This window comes from Pseudomonas sp. H1_D05 (assembly GCF_054682705.1).
The window spans coordinates 1,889,026-1,915,809 of sequence record NZ_CP162825.1; the positions used below are offsets into that span (position 1 = coordinate 1,889,026).

At 59.9% G+C, this 26,784-nt stretch carries 24 protein-coding genes; 12 read left to right on the top strand and 12 right to left on the bottom strand.

The genetic code is table 11. The features are described 5' to 3' along the window. Nucleotides 1-5: 5 nt before the first annotated feature. Nucleotides 6-671 (bottom strand): NAD(P)-dependent oxidoreductase, encoded by a 666-nt coding sequence (locus tag AB4O11_RS08655; protein WP_460130464.1) that lies wholly within the window; start codon nt 669-671, stop codon nt 6-8. A gap of 83 nt (nt 672-754) precedes the next feature. Here AB4O11_RS08655 and AB4O11_RS08660 point away from each other — a divergent pair, with 83 nt between their 5' ends. Further along, complete coding sequence (locus tag AB4O11_RS08660; protein WP_257356672.1) at nt 755-1,081, top strand: DOPA 4,5-dioxygenase family protein; 327 nt, start codon at nt 755-757, stop codon at nt 1,079-1,081. Here the strand turns inward: AB4O11_RS08660 and AB4O11_RS08665 are convergent, their stop codons facing one another. Next, the gene (locus AB4O11_RS08665; protein WP_093429524.1) at nt 1,082-1,483 is read right to left on the bottom strand and encodes a GFA family protein; all 402 of its coding nucleotides are present in this window, start codon (nt 1,481-1,483) and stop codon (nt 1,082-1,084) included. A gap of 321 nt (nt 1,484-1,804) precedes the next feature. On the opposite strand from AB4O11_RS08665, the gene AB4O11_RS08670 reads away from it, so the two are divergent. The 9 genes from AB4O11_RS08670 (at nt 1,805) to AB4O11_RS08710 (ending at nt 12,295) form a co-directional block, all read left to right on the top strand. Then, nucleotides 1,805-3,112 carry a CitMHS family transporter gene (locus AB4O11_RS08670; protein WP_007911819.1) on the top strand — a complete coding sequence of 436 codons (1,308 nt, stop codon included), beginning with the start codon at nt 1,805-1,807 and terminating at the stop codon, nt 3,110-3,112. Between the two features lie 85 nt (nt 3,113-3,197). Further along, entirely contained in the window at nt 3,198-3,965 is a 768-nt protein-coding gene (locus AB4O11_RS08675) for a TerC family protein (protein WP_093429523.1), read from the top strand. A gap of 327 nt (nt 3,966-4,292) precedes the next feature. Then, nucleotides 4,293-5,951, top strand: a complete 1,659-nt coding sequence (locus tag AB4O11_RS08680) for a Na/Pi cotransporter family protein (RefSeq protein ID WP_095125091.1) — start codon at nt 4,293-4,295, stop codon at nt 5,949-5,951. A gap of 169 nt (nt 5,952-6,120) precedes the next feature. After that, nucleotides 6,121-7,512 carry a M16 family metallopeptidase gene (locus AB4O11_RS08685; RefSeq protein WP_093429520.1) on the top strand — a complete coding sequence of 464 codons (1,392 nt, stop codon included), beginning with the start codon at nt 6,121-6,123 and terminating at the stop codon, nt 7,510-7,512. 191 nt (nt 7,513-7,703) lie between these two features. Continuing rightward, nucleotides 7,704-8,732, top strand: coding sequence for a DUF5924 family protein (locus AB4O11_RS08690; protein WP_016986428.1), 1,029 nt, complete (start codon nt 7,704-7,706; stop codon nt 8,730-8,732). Nucleotides 8,733-8,786: 54 nt separating this feature from the next. Continuing rightward, nucleotides 8,787-9,935 carry an ABC transporter permease gene (locus AB4O11_RS08695; protein WP_460130465.1) on the top strand — a complete coding sequence of 383 codons (1,149 nt, stop codon included), beginning with the start codon at nt 8,787-8,789 and terminating at the stop codon, nt 9,933-9,935. Then, nucleotides 9,932-10,735, top strand: coding sequence for an ABC transporter ATP-binding protein (locus AB4O11_RS08700; protein WP_460130466.1), 804 nt, complete (start codon nt 9,932-9,934; stop codon nt 10,733-10,735). The genes AB4O11_RS08695 and AB4O11_RS08700 overlap by 4 nt, the downstream gene beginning before the upstream one ends. A gap of 1 nt (nt 10,736) precedes the next feature. Further along, on the top strand, nt 10,737-11,675 hold the full coding sequence (locus AB4O11_RS08705; protein WP_460130467.1) for an MlaD family protein: 939 nt from the start codon (nt 10,737-10,739) through the stop codon (nt 11,673-11,675). Next, nucleotides 11,672-12,295 carry an ABC-type transport auxiliary lipoprotein family protein gene (locus AB4O11_RS08710; protein WP_460130468.1) on the top strand — a complete coding sequence of 208 codons (624 nt, stop codon included), beginning with the start codon at nt 11,672-11,674 and terminating at the stop codon, nt 12,293-12,295. Before AB4O11_RS08705 ends, AB4O11_RS08710 begins: the two co-directional genes overlap by 4 nt. Nucleotides 12,296-12,416: 121 nt before the next feature. On the opposite strand, the gene AB4O11_RS08715 is transcribed toward AB4O11_RS08710, so the two are convergent. The 5 genes from AB4O11_RS08715 to AB4O11_RS08735 form a co-directional block, all read right to left on the bottom strand. Continuing rightward, nucleotides 12,417-13,646 (bottom strand): nucleoside recognition domain-containing protein, encoded by a 1,230-nt coding sequence (locus AB4O11_RS08715; protein WP_460130469.1) that lies wholly within the window; start codon nt 13,644-13,646, stop codon nt 12,417-12,419. 202 nt (nt 13,647-13,848) lie between these two features. Further along, nucleotides 13,849-15,180: a glutamate/aspartate:proton symporter GltP gene (gltP, locus tag AB4O11_RS08720; protein WP_093429514.1), complete on the bottom strand. Its 1,332-nt coding sequence runs from the start codon at nt 15,178-15,180 to the stop codon at nt 13,849-13,851. Between the two features lie 702 nt (nt 15,181-15,882). Then, entirely contained in the window at nt 15,883-16,347 is a 465-nt protein-coding gene (locus AB4O11_RS08725; RefSeq protein WP_093429513.1) for an inhibitor of vertebrate lysozyme family protein, read from the bottom strand. A 2-nt stretch (nt 16,348-16,349) separates the two neighbouring features. Next, nucleotides 16,350-16,514: a DUF1328 domain-containing protein gene (locus tag AB4O11_RS08730; protein ID WP_003177151.1), complete on the bottom strand. Its 165-nt coding sequence runs from the start codon at nt 16,512-16,514 to the stop codon at nt 16,350-16,352. Nucleotides 16,515-16,586: 72 nt separating this feature from the next. Beyond that, nucleotides 16,587-16,871, bottom strand: a complete 285-nt coding sequence (locus AB4O11_RS08735) for a hypothetical protein (RefSeq protein WP_093429512.1) — start codon at nt 16,869-16,871, stop codon at nt 16,587-16,589. A gap of 427 nt (nt 16,872-17,298) precedes the next feature. On the opposite strand from AB4O11_RS08735, the gene algB reads away from it, so the two are divergent. Together algB and AB4O11_RS08745 are read left to right on the top strand one after the other, a co-directional pair. Further along, nucleotides 17,299-18,645, top strand: a complete 1,347-nt coding sequence (gene algB, locus AB4O11_RS08740; RefSeq protein ID WP_007954049.1) for a sigma-54-dependent response regulator transcription factor AlgB — start codon at nt 17,299-17,301, stop codon at nt 18,643-18,645. Between the two features lie 10 nt (nt 18,646-18,655). Then, on the top strand, nt 18,656-20,446 hold the full coding sequence (locus tag AB4O11_RS08745) for a KinB sensor domain-containing domain (protein ID WP_093429511.1): 1,791 nt from the start codon (nt 18,656-18,658) through the stop codon (nt 20,444-20,446). Here the strand turns inward: AB4O11_RS08745 and AB4O11_RS08750 are convergent. The 5 genes from AB4O11_RS08750 to AB4O11_RS08770 form a co-directional block, all read right to left on the bottom strand. Then, nucleotides 20,443-22,056, bottom strand: a complete 1,614-nt coding sequence (locus tag AB4O11_RS08750; protein ID WP_175559542.1) for an EAL domain-containing protein — start codon at nt 22,054-22,056, stop codon at nt 20,443-20,445. The genes AB4O11_RS08745 and AB4O11_RS08750 overlap by 4 nt on opposite strands. Nucleotides 22,057-22,132: 76 nt before the next feature. Next, entirely contained in the window at nt 22,133-22,915 is a 783-nt protein-coding gene (locus tag AB4O11_RS08755) for an N-acetylmuramoyl-L-alanine amidase (protein WP_093429509.1), read from the bottom strand. Between the two features lie 101 nt (nt 22,916-23,016). Further along, nucleotides 23,017-25,095: a GGDEF domain-containing protein gene (locus AB4O11_RS08760; RefSeq protein ID WP_460130470.1), complete on the bottom strand. Its 2,079-nt coding sequence runs from the start codon at nt 25,093-25,095 to the stop codon at nt 23,017-23,019. Next, nucleotides 25,092-25,970, bottom strand: coding sequence for an endonuclease/exonuclease/phosphatase family protein (locus AB4O11_RS08765; RefSeq protein ID WP_093429507.1), 879 nt, complete (start codon nt 25,968-25,970; stop codon nt 25,092-25,094). The genes AB4O11_RS08760 and AB4O11_RS08765 overlap by 4 nt, the downstream gene beginning before the upstream one ends. Nucleotides 25,971-25,984: 14 nt before the next feature. Continuing rightward, nucleotides 25,985-26,626: a thiol:disulfide interchange protein DsbA/DsbL gene (locus tag AB4O11_RS08770; protein ID WP_093429506.1), complete on the bottom strand. Its 642-nt coding sequence runs from the start codon at nt 26,624-26,626 to the stop codon at nt 25,985-25,987. Nucleotides 26,627-26,784 lie beyond the last annotated feature (158 nt).

Sequence of the window (26,784 nt, forward strand, 5' to 3'; positions counted from 1 at the left end):
ATCTTTTACGAATCTGAAGCCGCAACGAAATTCACATGCTGCCCTATATGCAAATTCAGCCGTAGCTCATCGGCAATCCCCACCGCCACGCGGTTCAGCCGCTCCAATGGCTCGGCCAGACCCGGTTCGAGATTGCCGCCGACCTGGCTGAAATGCTCAATGGTCAGCCCGGCCACGCCGTGTGGCGCATTGACCAGTGTCCAGTGCAGCGGGCTGCTTTGCACGGCTTCGCGAATTTCTTCGGCAACATGGCGTTGCAGGCGATCATCGACGTCCGGCTCATCGAGTACGGCAAAATCCCCCACCAGAAACAGCCGCGAAACGTTGGCGGCTTGCAGTCCATCGACCAATGCATCGACGGCCAGCACCTGCTCGACGGGGCCGAGTACGACAGAGCGCTCAACGTGATCGCTGCTGAATGGCAAACCTGGCGCATCCAATAAGCAGATGACCACCGAACTGCCGGCCACACTTTGATTGACCCTCTCGGAGTCGAACAGATCGCCGCTCTTGGTGCGTAGTCCGGGACGCGGCGCAAGTGCGGTCAGATCGTCGAGAATGGCGATGACTTCATGCTGACGACGCAGCAACTCAGCCATCAACGCGCTGCCCAGGCTACTCATGGCACCATAGAGCACCACTTTTACCGCCGGGGTTTCGGCATTTTTCATGGCTGATCCCTTTTCTTATCCCTTGTATGACGTGTGACATACGGGCAACGCCGAGGGTTCGAACCGATTTCCGAGGGCTTCAGATGCAAGCGATCAAGGGCTACCACGCCCACGTCTATTTCGACGCCAGCACCATTGAACAGGCACGGGCCTTGTGCGAGCAGGCCGCGCAGTTATTTCCAGTGAAAATGGGCCGCGTTCACGAACGTCCGGTCGGTCCGCATCCGGACTGGAGCTGCCAGTTGGCCTTCGGCCCCGAGTTGATCAGCGATGTGCTGCCGTGGCTGGTGTTGAACCGCAAAGGTCTGGTGGTGTTTCTGCACCCGGACACCGGCGATGACCTGCTCGACCACACCGAACACGCAATCTGGATGGGCGCGATGCGGTCGCTGGATCTGTCTGTTTTCTGATCAGATCGTTTCTTCGGCTTCGCCCGGCAGATGCTCGTCCAGGTGCAGCCAGGGCAATTGGCTGTCGGTCCAGATGTGTCGTTCGGCGGGCGCCAGCTCGGGTTGATCGAGGGTGGCGATGGTCACGTCGATACTCTGTGGGCTGAGCAACGTCACCAACGCCAGTTGCGCGCCGCACTGTGGGCAAAAGAACCGCGTACAACTGGCAGACGAGTCGTAACGCGACGGCGTACCGACCAGCCATTGGAAACTGGAGGCTGGCACCGTGATCCACGTCGTGACGATGCCGCCGCTGACCTTGCGGCAAATCGAACAATGGCAATGGGCTATGTCCTGCAACGCCCCGCTGAACTGATAACGAATGTGTCCGCAGTGGCAGCCTCCGCTGTGCGATTGGCTCATCTCGAAAGCTCCCCTTCCCGTGTTTATTGACTCTAGATCGCATCCGACGGCCGGTTGACCGTTCATTCAAAGCTTTCTGCAGCGAAAGGTAGCTGAAAGCTTGCCCGATTAGGATCGCCTCACTTCCGGCAACAGACCGGTTGGCCAATGCGTGTGATACCTCGCACTAAAGGCCCAATTAACAACAACAATGGTGATTCTGATGTCCTCTGTAGCCCGCCTTTACGCTGTCACTCCGCCCGTACGTCTCGTGCTTCCCGTTCTGCGCTGATCGGCCCGATCTGCTCATTTAACTAGCCGCGCTACGCCTGGAGTATTCCCATGCTGACTTTCCTTGGCTTCGCCATGGTCATCACGTTCATGTTCCTGATCATGACCAAGCGCCTGTCCGCGCTGATCGCTCTGATCATCATCCCGATCGTCTTCGCCCTGTTCGGCGGCTTTGCACCGAAGATCGGCCCGATGATGCTCGAAGGCATCACCAAGCTCGCGCCGACTGGCGTGATGCTGATGTTCGCCATTCTCTATTTCGCCCTGATGATCGACTCCGGCCTGTTCGACCCGGCCGTGCGCAAGATCCTCAAACTGGTCAAGGGCGACCCGCTGAAGGTTTCGGTCGGCACCGCCGTACTGGCGCTCGTCGTTTCCCTCGATGGTGACGGCGCGACCACTTACATGATCTGCGTGGCCGCCATGCTGCCGCTGTACAGCCGCATCGGCATGAGCCCGCGGATCATGGCCGGTCTGATCATTCTCGCCGGCGGCGTGATGAACATGACTCCATGGGGTGGCCCGACTGCCCGCGCCGCGAGTGCGCTGCACGTTGACCCGTCGGACATCTTCGTACCGATGATCCCGGCGATGGCCGCGGGTGTGGTCGCGATTCTGGTTATCGCTTATTTCTACGGCAAACGTGAACGTGCGCGTCTGGGTGAGCTGCATCTGGTTGGCGATGATATCGATCACAGCGAAATCAGCGTGTCGCAGTTCCCGGATGCCCGCCGTCCAAAACTGATCTGGTTCAACGGCGCCCTGACCTTCGGCCTGATGTGCACCCTGATCGCTGGCCTGCTGCCGCTGCCGGTTCTATTCATGGTCGCGTTCAGTATTGCCATGATCGTCAACTACCCTTGCCTGCAGATGCAGAAGGATCGCGTTGCGGCTCACGCCGGTAGCGTGCTGGCAGTGGTCGGGCTGATCTTTGCGGCGGGTATCTTCACCGGTATCCTGAGCGGCACCGGCATGGTCGATGCGATGTCGAAGAGCCTGTTGGCGGTGATTCCGGATTTCCTCGGCCCTTACCTGGCCGTGATCACGGCGCTGGTGAGCATGCCGTTCACCTTCTTCATGTCCAACGATGCGTTCTACTATGGCGTGTTGCCGGTGTTGGCCGAAGCCGCCAGCCACTACGGGATCACCGCAGTGGAAATGGCCCGTGCCTCGATCGTCGGTCAGCCCGTCCACTTGCTGAGCCCGTTGGTGCCATCGACCTATCTGTTGGTGGCCCTGGCCGGTATTGATTTTGGTGACCACCAGCGTTTCACCCTGAAATGGGCGATCCTGGTATGTATCTGCATTCTGATTGCTGCACTGCTGTTGGGGACTTTCCCGGTGTTCAGCACTCTATAAGCCCACGACTCACCGTTTCGGGTCCTGGCTTCGCGGTTTGAAGCCCGGGCCTTTTTCGGTTTAACACTCGCTCAAAGGAATACACATGGATTGGCTGACCAACCCCGAAATCTGGGTTGCCTTCTTTACCCTGACCGCCCTGGAAATCGTTCTGGGCATCGATAACATCATCATGATTTCGATCCTGGTCAGCCGCATGCCCAAACACATGCAACAGCGCACCCGGATCTTCGGTCTTGGCCTGGCCATGATCACCCGCATCCTGTTGCTGCTGTCGATCACCTGGGTCATGCGCCTCACCGCCGATCTGTTCGAGGTGTTCGGCCAAGGCATTTCCGGCCGCGACCTGATCCTGTTCTTCGGTGGTCTGTTCCTGCTGTGGAAGAGCTCGCAAGAGATGTACCACGCGCTGGAAGGCGAAGACGAAAGCGACGAAACCCCGGGCGGCAAGGGTGGCAACTTCCTCTACACCATCATCCAGATTGCAATCATCGACATCGTCTTCTCGCTGGATTCGGTGATCACGGCGGTGGGCATGGTGTCCCACGTGCCGGTGATGGTCGCGGCGATCGTCGTGGCGGTGCTGGTGATGATGCTGGCCTCGGGCAAGATCAGCGAGTTCATCGACAAACACCCGTCGCTGAAGATGCTGGCGCTGTCGTTCCTGCTGGTGGTCGGCACCGTGCTGATTGCCGAGTCGTTCGACGTGCATGTGCCGAAGGGCTACGTCTACTTCGCCATGGCGTTCTCGCTGGCCGTGGAAGCGATCAACATCAAGCTGCGCGGCGCAATGGCCAAGAAAAAACAGCAGCAAGACCCGGTGAAACTGCGCAAGGACATCCCGGGCCAGTAACCCGGTAATCCAGACGCACGCAATACCCCTGTGGGAGCGAGCTTGCTCGCGAAGGCTTCGTGTCAGTCGACAGAAATGTTGGCTGGCCCACCGCTTTCGCGAGCAAGCTCGCTCCCACATTTGTTTTGAGTAACACAGGGGGAACGTGTCGGATTCAGGTGGGTGAATGAACCCGTTTTCATGACACTTTTGTTTCAATCGACACTTTAGCTGTGCAATGCTGGCGCCCAGACCGTTAGCCAACTACAGCTTAAGTATCAAAAACGTAGAAACCGCGCGGTACCGTCAACTTGCCTCTCTGAGGCGCTGCTACTACAGGGGGTTTGTATGCTCACCCTGCTCAATCTGCTTTCCGCCGTCGCCCTGCTGATCTGGGGCACGCACATCGTTCGAACCGGCATCCTGCGGGTGTACGGCACCAATCTGCGCCATGTGATTGGCCAGAACATGTCCAAGCGCTGGCTGGCCTTTGTCGCCGGCATCGTCGTTACCGCGATGGTGCAGAGCAGCAATGCCACGGCCATGCTCGTGACCTCTTTCGTCGGCCAGGGCCTGATGGCGCTGACCCCGGCGCTGGCGACCATGCTCGGCGCCGACGTCGGTACCGCGCTGATGGCGCGGGTGCTGACGTTTGACTTGTCGTGGCTGTCGCCGCTGCTGATTTTCCTCGGGGTGATTTTCTTTCTGTCGCGCAAACAGACGCGGCTCGGGCAGATGGGCCGGGTCAGCATCGGTCTGGGGCTGATCATTCTCGCGCTGCAATTGATCGTCGAGGCCGCCGCACCGATCACCCACGCGCAAGGGGTCAAGGTGATCTTCGCCTCGCTGACCGGCGATATCCTTCTCGACGCCTTGGTCGGCGCGTTGTTCGCGATGATTTCCTACTCGAGCCTCGCCGCCGTGTTGCTCACCGCGACACTGGCCGGCGCCAGTGTGATCAGTCTGCCGGTGGCGATCGGCCTGGTGATCGGCGCCAATATTGGCAGCGGCATTCTTGCGTTCATGAGCACCAGCATGCAGAACGCGGCCGGGCGGCAAGTGGCGCTGGGCAGTCTGCTGTACAAACTGATCGGCTTGCTGCTGATCATTCCGGTACTCGATCCGTTGGTGCACTGGATCGACAGCCTCGATTTCAGCCCGCAGGAAATGGTCATCGGCTTTCACCTGCTCTACAACACCGCGCGCTGCCTGATTCTTCTACCAAGCGTCGGGCCGATGGCACGCCTGTGTGCTTGGCTGCTGCCGGAGCGGCCGGAGGTCAACGGCACCGCCAAACCCCGCCATCTCGACGCGACCGCGCTGGTCACACCGAGCCTGGCGTTGGCCAACGCCGCGCGGGAAACCCTGCGCATGGGCGATCTGCTCGACAACATGCTCGACGCGACCCTCGATGTGCTGCGCGGCAAGCAGACCGCCGTCACCCAGGAAATGCGCCGATTGACCGACGACGTCGAAGCGCTGTACAGCGCAATCAAACTGTACCTGGCGCAGATGCCCCGCGAAGACCTCGGCGAGCAGGACAGTCGGCGCTGGGCCGAAATCATCGAGCTGGCGATCAATCTGAAACTGGCCGCCGATTTGATCGAACGCATGCTGCGCAAGATCCAGCAGCAGAAAACCTCGCAGCGGCGCTCGTTTTCCGAAGAAGGTCTGGAGGACCTGGCCGGGCTGCAGCAGCAACTGATCGCCAATTTGCGTTTGGGCCTGTCGGTGTTTCTCAGCGGCGACCGCGAAAGTGCCCGGCAATTGCTCCGCGAGAAACGCCGCTTTCGCGCGCAGGAACGTCGTCTGGCCCACGCGCATGTCAGCCGTTTGCAACGCAAGATCGTGCAGAGTATTGAAACCAGCTCGCTGCACCTGGAGTTGATTGCCGACATGAAACGCTTGAATTCGCTGTTTTGCGGCAGTGCGTATGTGGTGCTGGAAACGGCGGATACCGGGGCGCTGGCGGCGGATGATATTGCCGACATTACGCATTCGCCTTGAACGACTGGGGCTGGGTTTAGTCAGTTACATTGATTCAGCCTTCAGGCCGCTATCGCGAGCAGGCTCACTCCTACAGGGGGGACGCATTCCAAATGCAGGAGTGAGCCTGCTCGCGATGGGGCCCTGACTGACGACACGGATCTCCAAATCAGCCGTACGGAAGCCTGTTATGCGTTGCCTGTTGTTCGCCTGTCTGTTGCTCGGTTCCCTGCCCGCCTTCGCCCTGGATCGTTTTCAGGTTGAAGGCTATGCGCTGCCCAACGGTTTGCAGCTAATGCTCAAGCCCGGCACCGAACGGGGGCACGTGGCGATCCGGCTGGTGGTCGGCGTCGGCCTTGATGATTTCGAGTGCGATGACAAGGAGCTGCCGCACCTGCTCGAACACCTGCTGTTCAGTGGCATCGACGCCACCGGCGAAGGTGGTCTGGAGGAGCGCATGCAAGCGCTGGGCGGTGACTGGAATGCCTTCACCAGCAACGCCGACACCACCTTCGTCATCGAAGCTCCGGCGAAAAACCAGCGCAAGGTACTCGACCTGCTGCTCGCTCTGCTCACGCAAACGCGTATCGACGACAACGCGATCAACGCCGCCAAACGTGTGGTCGAGCGCGAGGACGGCGGCCATTACACACGCCTGCAACGCTTTCTCGATCGTCAGGACCTCGGCCACACCGCGAGCAATCAGCTCGCTGTTGAACTGGGCCTCAAATGCCCGCAACGCGCCGAGGTCGGCCATCTGACTCAGGAGCAACTGGAGAAGGTGCGCAAGGCCTGGTACGCGCCGAACAACATGACGCTGATTGTCGTCGGCGAACTCGACAAACTGCTGCCGGCCTATCTGGAACGCACCTGGGGCGCGCTCGAAGCGGTCGAGCCGAGCGAACACCGCCCACTGCCGGATATCCGCACCAGCGCCGCCCACGAGCGCACGCTCACCCGTGGCTTTATCGGCGACAGCGCCAAATTGCACTGGCTGGTGCCGGAACCGGTGCTGGACGATCAGTACGACCAGACGTTCGACATTCTCAAGGATTACCTCGACTGGGCGTTGTACCGACAGATCCGTCTCAACCACGGTTTGTCCTACGGGCCGTGGGCTGAGCGTGAGGTGTTTGGCGGTGTGGGCTTCATGAGTCTGAACGCCGATCTGGATCGTGATGACGTTGACGAAGCCATTCAGGTGCTGGAGGACCTCAAGGCTGATCTGCTGAAAAACGGCCTAGACCCGGATACTTTCGCGCGGATCAAGCAGGCCTCGATCGCCCATCAGGCGTGGGCGGTGCAAGGCAACAGTGCGCTGGCGGATTATTACTGGAGCGCCCTCGGTGATTACCAGGATGGCCGCTTCGCCAACCCGGCGCGGGAGCTGCAAGGGGTGACGCTGGAAGCGGCGAACAAGGCCATGCGCGAGTTGCTGTTGCAGCCGGGGTATCTGCGGATCGAGAAGCCGTTGATCAGTGATGATCAGGTTTTGTGGTTGAGTGCGGGTGGCTTGGGTCTGGTGTTGTTGATCCTGATCGGCTGGCGTTTGCATCACCGCCGAAAACCCGCCGAACACTGACCCTGTGGGAGCGAGCTTGCTCGCGAAAGCGGTGTGTCATTCAACAAATGTGGTGACTGACCCGCCGCCTTCGCGAGCAAGCTCGCTCCCACAGGGTGAGGTGTTGGATTTACTGACCGGCAGCCTCGCCACAGCGCACGGCGGGCGCTACTCTGTCGAGGTTTTTTCCCCTCAAGTCGTGAACCGCCCAAATGCCAAAAATACAGCTCCTGATCCAGCGCATTCTCGAACTGATGAAGCGTTATCCCGGGGTCATTGCGCTTGGCGGGTTCATCTCCGGGGTCGGCAGTTTCATCATGGTCGATCGTCAGCAGGGCCTGGCGAGCTGGATCACCGTGATCATGCTGCTCAGCTGGATCTGGCTGATGCTGGAAAACACCCTCACCGGCCTCTTCACCCGCGTGTTCAAACGCGAGATTCCCCAGCCGCTGCTGCGTTACGCGACGCAGATGATTCATCAGGAAAGCCTGTTTTTCGTCTTGCCGTTTTTCTTCATCACCACGACCTGGAACAGCGGCCAGTTGTTTTTCACCGGGCTGCTCAGCGTCGCCGCACTGATTTCCATCGTCGATCCGCTTTATTACAAATGGCTGGCGCCACGGCGCTGGGCGTTTCTCGCGCTGCACACGCTGACCCTGTTCGCCGCCCTGCTCACCGCGTTGCCGGTGATCATGCACCTGACCACCGCGCAAAGCTTCAAATGGGCGCTGGGCATTGCCGTGTTGTTGTCGTTCCCGAGCCTGGCGTCGATCTTCCCGATCCGCACGGTGCGCAATGCTTTGGCAATCCTGTGCATCACGGTCGGCATCGGTGGCGTGGGTTGGGCGCTGCGTTCGTGGGTGCCACCGGCGACGCTGTGGATGACCGACGTGGCTATCAGCACGCAAATGCAGGACCGCACCCCCGGCGCCAGCCTCGACACGGTCAGTGCCGAGCAGATTCGTGGCGATGGCCTCTATGCCTACACCGCAATCAACGCGCCGCGCGGGCTCGATGAGCGGATCTATCACGTCTGGCAATTCAACGGCAAAGAGGTCGACCGCATCGCCCTCGACATCCATGGCGGGCGCAAGGAAGGCTACCGGGCGTGGACGCACAAGCAGAACTTCCCCGGCAACCCGGCGGGCAAGTGGCAAGTACGGGTGTTGACCGAAGATGGCCAGGTGATCGGCGTGTTGCGTTTCGAAGTCACGGACAGCACAGCGATCAAAGAAAAGTAATCCGGTTCGTGCTATTACGTTAGTTCGCATAAAGGCCGAACAAGCACGGAGCTTATGACCAGCAGCTCGATCAGCGGTAATGCTCAACTGGACACGTCGATAACCCCTGCGCGCCTGCGGGTCACCGGGGACTGGACGCTTGCCCATTACGCCGAGCTCAAGCAACTGAGCGAAAAGCTCCACGGTCAGTACGATGCCAACACCCCGATCGACCTCAACAGCCTCGGCGCCCTCGACACCGCTGGCGCTTCGTTGCTGGTCGAACTGCTCGGCTCCGAACGCCTGGGCAAATCCGCCGAACACCCCGATTGCACCCTGACCTCCGCCGACCGCGCGCTGCTGCAAACCGTGTACTGCTCGATGACCGATTTCTGCGTGCCAATCAAAGAGCCGGAAATCAGCGTCAGTGTGCAACTGCTGACGCGCATTGGTCGGGCCGTCGACACGGTCTGGCAAGACACCCTGCAACTGCTCGGCTTCGTCGGCCTGATCATGGAAACCATCGCTCGCAACTTGTTCCGACCCAAGCGCTGGCGCATCACGCCGATGATCGCGCACATCGAGCAGACTGGCCTCGACGCCGCGCCGATTGTGGCGTTGCTGACTTTTCTGGTGGGTGCGGTGGTGGCGTTTCTTGGCGCGACGGTGCTGGCCAGTTTCGGTGCGACAATCTTTACTGTGGACCTGGTGGGCTTCTCGTTCCTGCGCGAATTCGGTGTGCTGCTCACGGCGATCCTCATGGCCGGGCGCACTGCCAGTGCCTTCACTGCGCAGATCGGTTCGATGAAGGCCAACGAGGAAATCGACGCAATCCGCACCCTCGGCCTCAATCCGATGGAGTTGCTGGTGGTGCCGCGGGTATTGGCGATGCTGGTGGCGCTGCCGATGCTGACGTTTCTCGCCATGCTTTGCGGGATCATCGGTGGCGGCGTGGTCTGCGCGGTGTCGCTGGATATTTCGCCGGCGATGTTTCTGTCGTTGCTGCAATCGGACATCGGCATCCAGCATTTTCTGGTGGGCCTGGTCAAAGCCCCGATCTTCGCTTTCCTGATTGCCGCGATTGGTTGTCTGGAAGGTTTCAAGGTCAGTGGCAGCGCCGAGTCGGTTGGCGCGCACACCACGTCTGCCGTGGTGCAATCGATTTTCGTGGTGATCGTGCTCGACGCGGTGGCCGCGCTGTTCTTCATGGAGATGGGCTGGTGAGTCGTCTACCCCGCACGCCCTCGGAGGCGGTGATCGAAGTCCGTGGCCTGTGCAATCGCTTCGGCAGCCAGAGCGTGCACGAGAACCTCGACCTGGATTTGTACAAAGGCGAGATTCTCGCCGTGGTCGGCGGCTCCGGCAGCGGCAAATCGGTGTTGCTGCGCAGCATCGTCGGCCTGCGCCGGCCTAGCGAAGGCATCGTCAAAGTGTTCGGCAAGAACCTGCCGAGCCTGTCCGAGCATGAGCGTTCGCTGGTCGAACGCCGTTTTGGCGTGCTGTTTCAGAAAGGCGCGCTGTTCTCCTCGCTGACCGTTACTGAGAACGTCGCCCTGCCCCTTATCGAACACGCCGGCCTCAGCCGCAACGACGCCGAGCACTTGGCTGCGGTGAAGCTGGCGCTGGCCGGGTTGCCGCTGTCGGCGGCGGACAAATACCCGGCATCGCTGTCCGGCGGCATGATCAAACGCGCTGCTCTGGCCCGGGCTCTGGCGCTGGACCCGGACATCCTGTTTCTCGACGAACCCACCGCTGGCCTTGATCCGATTGGCGCGGCGCAATTCGATCAATTGATCCTGACCTTGCGCGATGCGCTCGGCCTCAGCGTGTTTCTGGTGACCCACGACCTCGACACGCTCTACACCATCACTGACCGCGTGGCGGTGCTGGCGCAGAAGAAGGTGCTAGTGGCAGGTCCCATCGACGTTGTCTCGGAAACCGACGACGCGTGGATTCACGAATACTTCCACGGCCCGCGCGGCCGCTCGGCGCTGGACGCCGCCAAATTGCTCAACGAGGTCTGACATGGAAACCCGAGCGCATCATGTGTTGATCGGCCTGTTCACCGTGATTGTGGTGGCAGGCGCCCTGCTCTTCGGCCTGTGGCTGGCCAAGTCCAGCGTCGACACCGAGTTCAAGGATTACGAAATTGTCTTCAGTGAGGCGGTCAGTGGCTTGTCCAAAGGCAGCCCGGTGCAGTACAGCGGGATCAAGGTCGGCGATGTGATCAACCTGCGCCTTGATCCGAAGGACCCACGGCGGGTGCTGGCGCGGATTCGTCTGGCCGGTGACACCCCGGTCAAGGAAGACACCCAGGCCAAACTGGCGCTGGCCGGGATCACCGGTACGTCGATTATCCAGCTCAGCGGCGGTACGCCCGAGAGCTCGAAACTGCGTGGACATGACGGCAATCTGCCGACCATCGTCGCTTCGCCCTCGCCTATTTCGCGGCTGCTCAATGACAGCAATGATTTGATGAGCGGCATCACCGCGCTGCTGCAAAACGCCAACCAGATGTTCTCTGCCGACAACGTCGAGCGTGTGAGCAAGACCCTCGCCCATCTGGAGCAGACCACCGGCACCATCAACGATCAGCGCGGCGACATCAAGCAAGCCATGCAGCAATTGGCGACCGTCGGCAAACAGGCCGGCAGTATGCTCGAACAGACCTCGTTGCTAATGCGCAATGCCAACGGCTTGATCAACGATCAGGGCAAACAGGCATTGGGCAGTGCCGAACAAGCCATGAAGTCGCTGGAGCAAAGTACCGCGACGATCAGCACCCTGCTGAACAAAAACGAAAACTCCCTCGACAACGGCATGCAGGGCCTCAATGGCCTGGCCCCGGCGATCCGCGAACTGCGCGAGACGCTGACCTCGCTGCGCGCCATCTCCCAACGCCTTGAGGCCAACCCCAGCGGCTACCTGCTGGGCCGTGACAAGAACAAGGAATTCACGCCATGAAGCTGACTCGACTTGCCCTTCTCGCCGGCTTCACGCTGATCAGCGCCTGTTCGATTCTGCCCCAGTCGGAGCCGTCGGATGTCTATCGCCTGCCGGCCGCCCAGGCGCCCGCCTCGGCCAGTTCGGCGGCGACTCAGTCTTGGTCGTTGCGGCTGAACAAGTTGCAGGCCAGTGAGGCGTTGAACCGGCCGACGATTGCGGTGATTCCGCAGGGCGACGTGATCAGCAGTTACAAGGGCTCGCGCTGGAGTGATCCGGCGCCGGTGCTGGTGCGTAATCGCTTGCTCGATGGGTTTCAGCGTGATGGTCGGGTGACGTTGCTTAGTACCGATGACAGCAACTTTGCGGCGGATCTGGAATTGGGCGGGAGTTTGCAGGCGTTTCAGACCGAATACCAAGGCTCACAGGCCAGCGTTGTGGTGCGCGTCGATGCGTTGCTGGTGCGCGGTTATGACCAGCGCATTCTCGCCAGTCGCCGCTTTGAAGAGCGCCACCCGTTGAGCGATGTGCAGGTGCCGGCGGTGGTGGCCGGGTTTGGCCAGGCCAGTGATCGCCTGACCGCCAAAATCGTCGCTTGGGCCGTCGACCAAGGCCAGAAACTCGCCCCCCCAAAACCTTAAGCCCGACACACAACCCCTGTAGGAGTGAGCCTGCTCGCGATAGCGGTTTATCAATCGCCATCATCGGTGACTGATACACCGCTATCGCGAGCAGGCTCACTCCTACAGTCTGGATTTTTGTTCAGCCGAAGAACCAGTAGCAGACGGCAATGGCGCCAATCACACCAGCGAACTCCGCCAGCAACGCACACCCCACCGCATGCCTCGCGCGTTGAATCCCCACCGCGCCGAAATACACTGCCAGCACATAGAACGTCGTCTCGGTACTACCCTGCACCGTCGCCGCGACCAGCGCCGGGAAGCTGTCGACGCCCGAGGTCTTCATCGTCTCGATCAGCATGGCCCGCGCTGCGCTGCCGGAGAACGGCTTGACCATCGCCGTCGGCAACGCATCGACAAACCGCGTGTCCCAACCCGCCCACTCGACCAGATGACGAATGCCGTCCAGACCGAAGTCCAGCGCCCCGGACGCACGCAGTACGCCGACCGCGCAGAGCATCGCCACCAGATACGGCAGCAGGTTCTTCGCGACGTCGAAGCCTTCCTTCGCGCCTTCAACGAACGCCTCGTAAACCTTCACTTTCCTCAACGCGCCGATGATCAGAAACAGCATGATCAACCCGAACAGCGTGATATTGCCGAGGATCGACGACAATCCCGCCAAAGCCGTCGCTGAAAGGGTGCCGAGCAACGCCATGAAACCACCCAACAACAGCGCACCCGGTACCAGATAGGCCAGCACCACCGGATCCCAGATCCGCAGGCGCTGCATGAACGCCACCGAGAGGAAGCCGACGATCGTCGAACAACTGGTCGCCAGCAGAATCGGCAGGAACACCAGCGTCGGATCTGGCGCGCCTTGCTGGGCGCGGTACATGAAGATCGTCACCGGCAGCAGGGTCAGGGAGGAGGCGTTGAGCACCAGGAAGAGGATTTGCGCGTTACTGGCGATGGTGGCGCTGGGATTGAGCTCTTGCAGCGCCTTCATGGCTTTCAGGCCGATGGGCGTCGCGGCATTGTCGAGGCCCAAGCCGTTGGCGGCGAAGTTCAGGGTGATCAGGCCAAGGGCAGGGTGACCGGGTGGGACTTCCGGCATCAGCCTTAGAAACAGCGGGCCGAGGACCTTGGCCAACCATTCGACAATGCCGGCCTTCTCGGCAATGCGCAGAAAGCCCAGCCACAGGGTGAGGGTGCCGAACAGCAGCACCATGACTTCGACCGAGAGCTTGGCCATGGCGAAAATGCTTTCCACCATCGCCGCGAAGATCCCGGCGTTGCCGCCGATCAGCCACTGCGCCAGCGCCGATACGGCTGCCACGATGAAGAAGCCAAGCCACAGGCCATTAAGCATCAGTCAAATCCCCCGAAGAATGCCGCGAATGATAGCGGGGTCACCAGAAACGACAAACCCCGGATTTCTCCGGGGTTCGTTGGTAAGCCTTGCATCAATCACTGTGGGAGCGAGCTTGCTCGCGAAGGCGGTGTGTCAATCAACATAATGGTTGAATGTGCCGGCCTCTTCGCGAGCAAGCTCGCTCCCACAGGGTTTTGCGTTACGGCTTGGAGATTTCGCCCGCTGGCAGTTTTTCCTTGCTGCGCCAGTGTGGCAGGGAGTTCCAGTAGCGCTGGCCCTTGGCATCGTCGTACATGCCTTCCCAGCGTGCGATAACCAGTACCGCGAGGGCATTGCCGATCACGTTCAGAGCGGTACGCGCCATGTCCATGATGCGGTCGACACCGGCGATGAACGCCAAGCCTTCCAGCGGAATGCCGACGCTGCCCAGAGTGGCCAGCAGCACCACGAAGGACACGCCCGGTACACCGGCGATGCCTTTGGAGGTGACCATCAGGGTCAGGACCAGCAGCAGCTGCTGGCTGATCGACAGGTCGATGCCATACAGCTGGGCAATAAAGATGGCGGCGATCGACTGGTACAGGGTCGAACCGTCGAGGTTGAACGAATAACCGGTCGGGACCACGAAGCTGCAGATGGCTTTCGGTGCGCCGTAGGCTTCCATCTTCTCGATCACGCGTGGCAGCACGGTTTCCGAAGACGCGGTGGAGTAGGCCAGCACCAGCTCATCCTTGAAGATGCGCATCAGCTTGATCACAGAGAAACCGAACAGCTTGGCGATCAGGCCCAGCACCACGAAGGCAAAGAAGGCGATGGCGACGTAAACCAGGATCACCAGTTTCGCCAGCGGCAGCAGCGAGGCGAAACCGAAGTTGGCCACGGTCACCGCGATCAGTGCGAACACGCCGATCGGGGCGTAGTTCATGATCATGTGGGTGACTTTGAACATGCTTTCCGAGACGCCCTGGAACATCTTCACCAGCGGCTCGCGCAGGTCCGACTGCAGGCTCGACAGACCGAGACCGAACAGCACGGAGAAGAAGATGATCGGCAGCATTTCGCCGCGGGCCATGGCCGCGAAGATGTTCGACGGGATCAGGTTGAGGATGGTCTCGATGAACGCGTGTTCATGCTGCACTTCGGCGGCGGTCGCCTGGTACTTCGAGATGTCGACCGTACCCAGGGTGCTCATGTCGATGCCGGTGCCCGGGTGGAACAGGTTGGCCAGCAGCAGGCCGACAACGATGGCGATGGTGGTGACGATTTCGAAATAGATGATCGTCTTCAGGCCGATCCGCCCGAGTTTCTTGGCGTCGCCCACGCCGGCGATGCCGACGATCAGGGAAGAGATGACGATCGGGATCACGATCATCTTGATCAGACGGATAAAGATATCGCCTGCCGGTTGCAGGACGTTGCTGATCCACCAGGCCTTCTCGGCACTGAAGTGATTGAGCAACGCACCAATTGCAATCCCTAGAACAAGACCGATGAGGATCTGCCAGGCGAGGCTGATTTTTGCCTTCTTCATTATCTTTACCCTTACTTGCGTTTGACTCAGGCACATGCAGGAACTGGAACGCTCTTTAGCGGAAAAGTCTGTGCATCTGCCTCCGTATAAGGTGCCCCGAAGCGCGTAGTTACGGCTCTTCGGCAGGCGAAAAAAGGCGCAACTATTCCGATGCAAGGTTGCGCCGTCTAATGCCGTAAACGCCTACCCTATGCCGAATCGGCATGAGCTTTTTTAAATGAAACTGGCGTCCCAACCGGTTCGATTGTGACATTTCGGCCGGCATAAGTGCCGTGAACCGGTCATCACAGCCTAGGTTGGTTATTTTTTGAACGAGAAAAATCGACGAAATAATTAGGAAAAAGCCTACGCAGGAAGACTAGAAGTCCTACTGTTTAAGCGGTCTCTTTGTCGATATACGGTCGCCATGAAACACCGCGTAATGTTTTCGCGCGCAGTGTCAGCGATAAAAAGGATGAGCTGGACGCTCTGGATCAATGTTTTGCGTGTTGGAAAGCTCAGCGCAAGTCCGTCGAGCCACTACGGGTCGGCGAACCTGCGGCGCAGCTTTTACCCTGACCCGGCCCTTGCGCAGGCACTCCCTGTCCCCGTAGGTCACTCCGACCCTGCAACAGTCAGAACGTCCCGGCCCCTTGGTCATGCGCCTGCCTTCCTCAGGTGGGCGCAATGGAAGGCAGCAGGGCTGCTGCCTTCATGTTCAAATCAGTACCACTTCGGATCTTTCTTCAGGGTTTCCATCAAAAGATCCTGCATGCCTTGATCGGGTTTGCCGAGGAAGCGATAGGTCGCATGTCGCGTCGGCGACTTGTCGGCCGGCAGTCCTTCGGGCACATCAACGAGCATGGCGTAAGCGTCTTTCTTGTCGAAACTGAAGGCGACGATCAAACGGTGGTTGAGGCACTTGTCTGCGGATTCGCAGAGGGGGCCGACCAGATACTTGTCGCCATCTTCAGTCACGGCATTCATCTGCTGGTCAGGCGTGCCGGACAGGTTCATCACCCATTCCGGCAGGCGTTCTTCCTTCTTCACAACGCCTTCCCAGGTTTCGCGATACTGCGGGTCGGAACTCAACAGTTCGTTGACCCGCGTCTGGCCGTCATTGGCCGCCATCGCCATGGCACTACCGCCCAGAAGCAGGGCGGCTGCCAGTGTCTTTAACACAGTCATCGTTAACCTCGGCCGCGACGGCCAAAGAAGAAGGAAGCGATGAACATCACCAGGAACACGACAAAGAGAATCTTGGCGATACCCGTGGCGGTGCCCGCGATACCACCGAAGCCCAGTACTGCAGCGATGATGGCAATGATCAAGAATGTAATTGCCCAGCTCAACATGGTGATTCTCCTTACTTCTCTATTTAGGGGTGTTACGTGTTCTGGCGCTGTGCGCCCGAATTCATGTGTTCTTTAGAAAACCCAACGCTCTTCACGTGGCAGTTGATCCAGCGGCTGCGCCTGATCGACATCCATCATGCGCATCGAGGCGCTCTCGGCCTGGCTGCTGCTGACGGCGCTGAAGTGCGTTTGCGTGTTGTGCTGGATCGAAATCAGCGGCTCAACCTGCTGGCTGTTTTCCCAGCGCAGGTATTGCTGACAGGCGATCAGGGTGATCAACAGCGCCAGTACGCCAAACAGACCTTGCTGAATATGCAGTGGCGAGATACGCACTTGGGCGGCACGTTGGCGAGTCATCCTGGGTTCCTCACTCTTATTCGGTTGGGGCAGTTCATTTCTGCCCGGGCTGAATGAGGTATTGCAGCCTGCATGCCAGTTTTTTAACTGAAAAATATTCAATAAAATCAATTAGTTATGATCTTAGTAAAAAACGTTCGCGACGCATCCTGCACGATGGGTCATCTGGGATCGTGCGCAATGCACGATTTTTTCGTAGGAGATTTCATTCTTATGGAATTGAGAGCAGGGCGCAGATGTCAGAAAAGTACGCAGGGAATGCCCTGCAAATCGGCATTTGTTTAAAAAACCAACAAAATCAACGTATTGGCCGTAAAGGCAGGAGAGAGCTACCCTCCTATGGCTGGCATCGTTCAGAATCAACCATGCAACTTGCCCGATTTTTCCGGGACTAACCCAAGACCAATCACTATGGAGCGTAGGAAAAATGGAATCTGCCACTGAGCATCAAGGCCGCATTCTGCTGGTGGACGACGAATCCGCCATCCTGCGTACTTTCCGTTATTGCCTCGAAGATGAAGGCTATACGGTTGCCACAGCCAACAGCGCGGCTCAGGCCGACGCCTTGCTGCAACGCCAGGTCTTCGACCTGTGCTTCCTTGATTTACGTCTGGGTGAAGACAACGGCCTCGACGTACTGGCGCAGATGCGCATTCAGGCACCATGGATGCGAGTGGTGATTGTCACCGCGCATTCGGCTGTCGATACCGCCGTCGACGCGATCCAGGCCGGCGCCGCCGACTATCTGGTCAAACCGTGCAGCCCGGATCAGCTGCGTCTGGCCACCGCCAAGCAACTGGAAGTGCGCCAACTGTCGGCGCGCCTCGAAGCCCTCGAAGGCGAGATCCGCAAACCGAAGGACGGTCTTGATTCCCACAGCCCGGCAATGAAAGTCGTACTGGAAACTGCACGTCAGGTCGCCGGCACCGACGCCAACATTCTGATCCTCGGCGAGTCCGGCACCGGTAAAGGTGAGCTGGCCCGAGCGATTCACGGCTGGAGCAAGCGCGAGAAAAAATCCTGCGTGACCATCAACTGCCCGTCGTTGACCGCTGAACTGATGGAAAGCGAGCTGTTTGGCCACAGTCGAGGCGCATTTACCGGTGCCAGCGAAAGTACACTGGGCCGAGTCAATCAGGCCGACGGCGGTACGCTGTTTCTCGACGAAATCGGCGATTTTCCGCTGACATTGCAACCAAAATTGCTGCGTTTCATTCAGGACAAGGAATATGAGCGGGTAGGGGATCCGGTGACTCGTCGCGCGGATGTGCGCATCCTCGCCGCAACCAACCTCAATCTGGAAGACATGGTCCGTGACGGCCGATTCCGTGAAGACCTGCTCTATCGCCTCAACGTCATTACTCTGCACCTGCCGCCTCTGCGCGAGCGTGCCGAGGACATCCTGACGTTGGCCGACCGCTTCCTCGCGCGCTTCGTCAAAGAGTATGCGCGTCCGGCACGCGGCTTCAGCGACGAGGCTCGCGAGGCACTGCTCGGCTATCGCTGGCCGGGCAACATTCGTGAGCTGCGCAATGTGGTCGAACGGGCGAGCATCATCTGCCCGCAGGAACGCGTGGAGATCAGCCACCTGGGCATGGCCGAACAACCGGCCAACAACGCGCCACGAGTCGGTGCCGCGTTGAGTCTCGACGAGTTGGAGAAGGCCCACATCGGCGCCGTCCTCGCCACCGCCGGCACCTTGGACCAGGCGGCGAAAACGCTCGGCATCGATGCCTCGACCCTGTATCGCAAGCGCAAGCAGTACAACCTGTGAGCGCCCGTCGATGAAATTGGCGATGAAGTTGCGGACCCGTTTGTTCTTGAGCATTTCCGCGCTCATCACCGTGGCCTTGCTCGGGCTGTTGCTCGGGCTGGTCAGCGTGATGCAAATGGCTGGCTCGCAGGAAACGACGCTGCGTAACAACTTCGTCACTCTCGATCTGGGCCTCAAGCTGCGACAAACCCTGGGTGATCAACTGGTCCTCATGCTCGCCGAAAAACCCGATGCGGTCGCGTTCGAGGCGTCGAAGCAGCAGTATCTCAAGTTGCTTGATGACGGTATCGCCCAAGAGCACATTGGCGATGGCCGCCAGTATGGTTTCAGTCAGGCCAAGGCTGATTACCTGAGTTTTCTTCAGGCCTTTGATGTGTCCCGTGATCCGGCGACTGCGTTGAGCAGCAACGCCAACCTCAGAGAGCGCTTCAACACGCTGCGCAACGGTTTGATCACTGAACACAAGCATGCACTGGACAACATCAACGCGGTTCAGCATCAAGCGCGCGACCGGGCATTGTTGATCGCCGGTCTGTTGGGTTTTGTCGGGCTGGCGGTGTTGATCATCGGCTTCATCACGGCCCACGGGATTGCCCGGCGTTTCGGCGCGCCGATCGAGGCGCTGGCGCAGGCGGCGGACAATATCGGCCAAGGCAATTTTGAAGTGACCCTGCCGATTTCCTCGGCGATGGAAATGAACCTGCTGACCAAGCGTTTCGGCCTGATGGCTGAGGCCCTGCGGGAACATCAGGCGACCAATGTCGACGAATTGTTCGCCGGTCAGCAGCGGCTGCAAGCGGTGCTCGACAGTATCGACGACGGCTTGCTGATGATCGACCGCGAGGGGCATCTGGAACACCTCAATCCGGTGGCTCAGCGCCAGTTGGGTTGGGACGATGATCGCCTCGGCCAAGGCTTGGGCACCGCGCTGGAGCGGCCGGAGCTGGATGCGCAGTTGCAACTGGTGTTGCGCGGTGGCTCGCTTGAGCGCGCACCGGAAGACCTGAGCATCGAGGTCGACGGCGAATCTCGTTTGCTGACCTACAGCCTGACGCCGGTCAGCCACACGCAGGGGCATATCCTTGGCGCGGTGATGGTCTTGCATGACGTGACCGAGCAACGCGCCTTCGAGCGGGTGCGCAGCGAATTCGTGTTGCGCGCTTCCCATGAGCTGCGCACGCCGGTCACCGGCATGCACATGGCCTTCGGGCTGTTCCGCGAACGAGCGAAGTACGCCCCGGAATCGCGCGAAGCCGATTTGCTCGACACCGTGAACGAAGAGATGCAGCGCTTGATGCAGTTGATAAACGACTTGCTCAACTTCTCGCGTTATCAGAACGGCCTGCAGAAACTAACGCTGGCACCATGCTCCATCGAGGATTTGCTGGAGCAGGCGCAACTGCGCTTTGCCGATTCGGCGGCGGCCAAGGGCATCGCCCTGCATGTCGAAGTGCAGGGACCGTTGCCACGTTTGCAGGCCGATCAGGCACAGCTCGATCGTGTGCTGGATAACCTGATCGACAACGCCTTGCGCCATACCGCCCGCGACGGTCAGATCCGCTTGCAGGCACGTCGGCATGGCGAGCGGCTGATTATCAGCGTCGAAGACAACGGCGAAGGCATTGCCTACGGCCAGCAGGGGCGGATCTTCGAACCTTTCGTGCAGGTAGGGCGCAAGAAGGGCGGTGCCGGTTTGGGCCTGGCGTTGTGTAAGGAAATCGTCCAGTTGCATGGTGGTCGTATGGGCGTTTACTCACGGCCGGGGCAGGGTACGCAGTTTTATATGGCGCTCGCTGTCTAGGCTTCGTCATCCATGCGTCGACCGGCAAGGCGCCGGCCACGGGTGATCAGTTCGATGAATTGCACCGCGCTCAGCGCATGGGCGAACAACCAGCCCTGACCGAATTTCACCCCTTCACTGCTGAGCAATTGCGCTTGGGATTCGAGCTCGATGCCTTCGGCAATCACCTTCAAATCCAGCGCCTGAGCCATGTGAATGATGTGCGGGGCGACGCCGCTGCTGGCCGCGTCATGGCCCAGTGCATCAATGAATGCTTTGTCGATCTTCAAGCAGTCCACTGGCAAGGTTTGCAAGTAGGCGAGACTGCAATAGCCGGTGCCGAAGTCGTCGATCAACACCTGATGGCCAACGTTGCGCAAGGCTTGCAGGTTTTCCCGCGCCACTACCACATCAATCAAGCCACGTTCGGTGACCTCGAAGGCAATCTGCCGCGCCGCCACGCGATGCAGTGTGAGCAGCCGCGCCATGACCTGGCCGATGCGCGGCACCATCACGTCGCAAGCTGCCAGGTTGACCGAGATGTATAGCTGCGGATTGGCGCGCAGCAACTGGCCCAGTTGCTCCAGCAGGCGCTGCAGGACGAAGTCGGTCATCTGCCGGATCTGCCCGGTGTTTTCTGCCATGGGGATGAACAGGTCGGGGCTGGTCAGCGTACCGTCGGGGCGGCGCCACCGCAGCAGGGCCTCGGCACCGACGCAGTTGCGGCTGTCGAGGTCGAAGATCGGTTGATAGAGCACCTGCAACTCGCCACGGCGGATCGCACCGTGTAGTTCGGCATCCAGAGACTGACGCTGGCGCACCAGTAAGAACACGAAAAATCCGACAAAGGCGCCGAGCAGCAGACACGCCGGGATGATCCACCACCAGACAGCCGGAATGTGCATGCCGGTTCTGGGTGTGATCAGGACCAACTGATATTCCGGATTATCCGTGGGCATGCGGTAGATCAGCCGGGTTTGCGTAACTTGCAGGGCATCGCGACTTTTCGGTGGCCAGTGTTCCGTGGGTGGCCAGGCTTGCGCCGTGCCAAGCACCGGGATAGCACGGGTGCCATGATCGAGCACCACCAGCAGGCTGCTGCCGGGGGACAAATCGACCATGTCGGTCAGATGCCCGCGCGAGGTGGCCACGCGGAAATTGCCGCGCCCCAGCATCAGCGCTGCGCGATTTTCATCAGGTTCGGTGGTGGTGTTCAGCCAATAGCTGTAGGTCGGGCCTTTGATGTCTGGCGCGCGGACCACTGACAGACCTTCCTGGCGCGGACGGTTGGAGCAGATCCGCGAGGCGTCCATGTAAGCCGCTTCATAGACGAAGCGATAGTTGAAGGTGACTTGCTGCAGGGTGGCGATCATTTCATCGTCACAACTGCGCAAGGGCTGCGCTTCCAGATCATCGAGACTTTCACGCAACTGGCCAAACAATTGTTCGAGGCGGGCCAGAAAACGTTCGCCTTGTGCGTTCATTTGTTGGCTTTCGTTTTGCTCGACCTGACGCATCGCCACGAACATACCGCCGGCGATCAGCAGGCTGGCACTGAGGACAGCCGCGATCATCGCCAAAAACCAGGGGCGATAAAACCAGCTACGCAGCGTCTCTCGGGTAGCAACCATCATGGAATATCCGAAGAATTACCAATGAGTTATAGCTGCTGATTGCAATTTCGCCCTGACCGTCGGGCGGGCGTCATTATTTTGTCTGATTGAGTACCAGCAACAACGCTGCCGTTTGTGCATCCGGCGTGCCGTCGAAGCGCGAAGGGCGGAAGTGCATCTGGAAGGCGGCGAGGACGTGGCGTGTGGCAACGTCCAGCTCACCGGTCTGCGGTGTGTCATAACCCAAGTGCGCCAACTGTGCCTGGAACCAGCTGATGCTCGGCAGTTCGCTGCTGTTGAACAGCATTTGCTGGCGCGCTACTGCCTGTTCGTTCGGCCATACGCCCAAGCCTTCGGCGGCGAGACGTTTCCACGGGAACAATGGGCCCGGATCGAGTTTGCGCAGTGGCGCGATGTCGCTATGGCCGATGATGTGGCGCGGGCTGATGCCGTTGCGCTTGCTGATGTCCTTGAGCAGGACGATCAACGATTGAATCTGCGCTTCGCTGTACGGATACCACAGACGGCCGGTCGGGGTGTCCTTGAAGCCCGGATTGACGATTTCGATACCGATCGAGCTTGAGTTAAGCCAGGTACGGCCCTGCCATTGGCTTTCGCCGGCGTGCCAGGCGCGCTGGTTTTCCTCCATCAGCTTGTAGATGGTGCCGCTCTTGTCGTCGCCGATCAGGTAATGGCTGCTGACTTCGCCATGGGTCAGCAGTTGCAGCGAGCGTTCCAGCGACGCCGAGGTGTAGTGGACGATCACGAACTGGATACGGCTGTCGTAATTGGCTGAAGGATGGCTAGTGTCGTAACGCGGGGCGCTGGCACAACCGGCCAGAACGAGCAGCGACGCGAGGAGGGCAAAGAATTTCATGGCAGAGGACAGTACACGCAAGACAGTAATGCAACAGTGTAACGTACTGCCTCGCGTCTCGACGGTCAGTGGGCGGATTTAAACAAAATGGAACAATTTGCTCAGCCCAGCTCGACCCTGTTGCGCCCCGCATTTTTCGCCCGGTACAACGCCTGATCGGCTCTTTTCAATACAAGATCGCTGTGTTCTCCGGCACGGAATGTCGCCAGTCCCATGGAAAGGGTGATGGTCACTCGTTCACCCTTGAAGTGGAACGGGCAGGCTTCGATAGCGGCGCGCAGGGTTTCCAGCAGTTTTGCGCCGACCGCTGGCGGCGTCGCCGGCATCAACAGAACGAACTCCTCACCGCCGAAACGGGCGATGAAATCGCCGCCGCGCAGACGTTTGCGCAGTACGGTGGCGATGATTTTCAGCACCTTGTCGCCGGCCAGATGGCCGTAGTTGTCATTGATCCGCTTGAAATGATCGAGGTCGAGCATGGCCAGGCTCAGCGTGTTGCCGTGCTGTTGCCACTGCTTGATTTCATGCTCAAGGCGTTCGCTCCACGCGGCGCGGTTCGGCAGGCCGGTGAGCGGGTCGATCAGTGCTTTCTGCCGCTGTACTTCAAGATGCTCGCGGAAACCCTGGGCTTCCTGCTCCATATGCGCCACGCGTTCGGACAGGCTTTTCAGCCGCGTGGCGACTTCCTGCTCACGGGCGTCGCGCTGCTTCTGGTGCTGGTCCATGGTGCCGAGCAGGCCTTCAAGATGGTTTTCCAGCACGTGCTTGAGGTCTTCCAGATCCGCAGCTTCCTGCACGCTGGTCTGCAGGCCGTCGACTTGCTCACGGATCTGCGTGTCCATGGCTTTCGCCGCCGAGCTGTTGTCGGCATGGCCCTCGCTGGCGGCTTGCAGATTGCTCTGAAACGCTTCGAGGCGTTCATTGAGTTGTTGCAGATAGGCTTCGAATTCGTGCTGGCCGCTATCGGTGATCGCCAGCATCAACGTTGCAAGATCGTCGAGAATCGGGATCAGTTCGTACCAGTTCAAACCGTGTTTTAGCCGCTCACGCATGGCTTCGGCTTGCGGGCGGTGGCGTTCCGGCAGAGTCAGGTCGTCGAGCAGCCCGATCAGGGTATCTTCGATGTGCTTGGCCACGGAACTGTAAGAAGGCTCCGGGGTGTCCGGCAGGGCGAACAGGATGTCGTGCTCGGGCTGTTCCGGGTCGATGGCGGCCAGCGCCTGAGCAATCGGTTCTGGCAGGGGCAGGCTGTCGATGATCGGTGGTGATGGATCACCGGGGCGGATCAGTTCATCGGGATTGACCGCCTCAGCGGTGATCGGCGCTTGAGCCGGTGCTGAAGCCGGGGCGAAAACAGGCTCGGGCTCGAAGCGCTGTGCCTCCGGTTCGAGCGGTTCACTGATAACTTCGCTGACGACCGTTGGCGGCACGAAGGCCACTACATTTGCCGGTTCCAACGGGGTTGGAGCGGCTGGCGTGGGTGGTTCGACAACAGGCGCAAGTGCTTCGCTGGCAGGCGCTGCCGGTACCGGCTCAGCCGCCGCGACAGGCGCGAGCTGTGCGGTTTCCGCTGTGGGTGACGGTGCAGCCAGCGGTTGCTCTGGCGGCGAGGCTGGAACCTGCGCGGGGGATTGTGTCGCTAGCGCTTCTTCGCTGTCACGGCTACCAAACAAACGCTGCAACAATCCTGGGCGCCCCGGTTCGGCTGGCGTTTCCAGCTGACTCAAAGCCTTGCCCTGCAAGCCGCTGAGTTCACTCAGCAACAGGGGCATTTCCCGCGCCGAACCGACGCGGCTATCCAGTTGTTTGGCGAATTTCTTCAGTGGCTGAGCGACTTCACGCGGCAACGGCAAAGCCTGCAACTGAGTGACCAGCGATGTCAGCGCGGTACTGACTTGATCGATGCGGGTTTCGCGGCGCTGCTCGGAATCGAGCACGGCTTTTTCCAGGCGCGGTAGCAGGGCGGCGAGGCCGGCGTCCATGTCGTCGGTGCGCACCACGTCGCGCATCTCTTTCATGCACTGATCGACGACTTTATCGGTGCCTTCAGCCGCTAGCGTGCTGCGCACCAGACCGCGCCGCAGCAAGTCGAGCCTGGCGGCCCAGCGCCGTTCAAGCTTGTCTTGCTGTTCGATGCTTTTGAGGTACTTCTCTTTCCAGCGCTGGACGTCGTCGCTCATTCAGGGGTTCCGCGAGGGGCAGGACTCAACGCGGGCAATGCATCGGCCGTGAGCGAACCCGGCAGACGAATCTCTACCGCGACCGGCAGGTGATCGGAAATTGGTTGTGCCAGCACTTCGACCTTTTCCAGGGTCAGGGTCGGGCTGAGCAAAATATGATCAAGGCAACGCTGAGGACGCCAGCTGGGGAATGTCGCTTCCACCTGCGGTGCCAGCAGGCCGAGATCGCGTAACGGAGAATGTTGCAGCAGATCGCTGGCATGGGTGTTCATGTCGCCCATCAACACCTGGTGTTTATAGCCACCGATCAGCTCACGAATATAGGCCAGTTGCAGGCTGCGGGTTCGCGCGCCAAGGGCCAGATGCATCATCACCACCACTAACGCCTCCGGACCTTCGCCGAAGCGCAGCAGAATCGCGCCGCGACCTTTCGGACCGGGCAGCGGGTGATCCTCGATCGCCCACGGTTTCAGGCGACTGAGCACGCCATTGCTGTGCTGGGCCAGTCGACCGAGGTTGCGATTGAGTTGTTGATACCAATAAGGGAAGGCGCCGAGCTGCGCCAGATGTTCGACCTGATTGACGTAGCCCGAACGCAGGCTGCCGCCATCGGCTTCCTGCAGCGCGACCAGATCGAAGTCGCCGAGCAGGTCGCCGATCTTTTGCAGATTGCCTGAGCGGCCGTTGTGCGGCAGCAGGTGCTGCCAGCTACGGGTCAGGTAATGCCGATAACGCTCGGTGCTGATGCCCACCTGGATATTGAAACTGAGCAAACGCAGACGCTGGTCTGCGGGCAGGCCCGTGGACTCCAGGTGATGCTCGTTGACCTGCGGATCATGCAGGCCAACGATGCGTTCAGACTTCCAGCGGCGCATGGCGGTTGCCGCGCTTAGTTGGCAGCAGCCTTGGTTGCCGCTCGCTCTTTGGCAACCAGTTGGTCAGCCAGTTTCAGCGCCTGCTCGGCACCACCGGCAGAGCCGATGTCAAAGCGGTACTTGCCGTTGACGATCATGGTTGGCACGCCAGTGATTTCGTACTTCTTGGCCAGTTCACGGGCCTTGACGATCTGGCCTTTGATGGCGAACGAGTCGAAGGTGGCGAGGAACTTGTCCTTGTCCACGCCTTGAGTGGCGAGGAAGTCAGCCATGTCGTTCTTGTCGGTCAGCTTCTTGTGTTCTTTCTGGATTGCGTTGAACACGGCGTTGTGAACCTTGTGCTCGACACCCATCGCTTCCAGGGTCAGGAACATCTGGCCGTGAGCGTCCCACGGGCCGCCGAACATCGCCGGGATACGCACGAAGTTGACGTCGGATGGCAGTTTTTCAACCCACGGGTTGATCACCGGTTCAAACGCGTAGCAGTGCGGGCAGCCGTACCAGAACAGCTCGACCACTTCGATCTTGCCAGGCTCTGCAACCGGTACCGGGTTGGCCAGTTCCACGTAAGGGGCGGCTGGGGCTTCGGCGGCTTGAGCGGTCACGCCGAACAGGCTGGCAGCGACGAGGGCGGCGCTGATGATCAGATTACGCATGCTTTACTCCTGGACAATTTGGGTCGCCTCGCGCGACCTGTTTTCAGACAGATCCTGGCGGGCATGAGTTCTGTAGTGTAACGGCAGCGGCCACAAAAAAGGGCGGCCAAAGCCACCCTTTTTATACTTGCTGCGACGGATTAATCGAGCGTTAACGT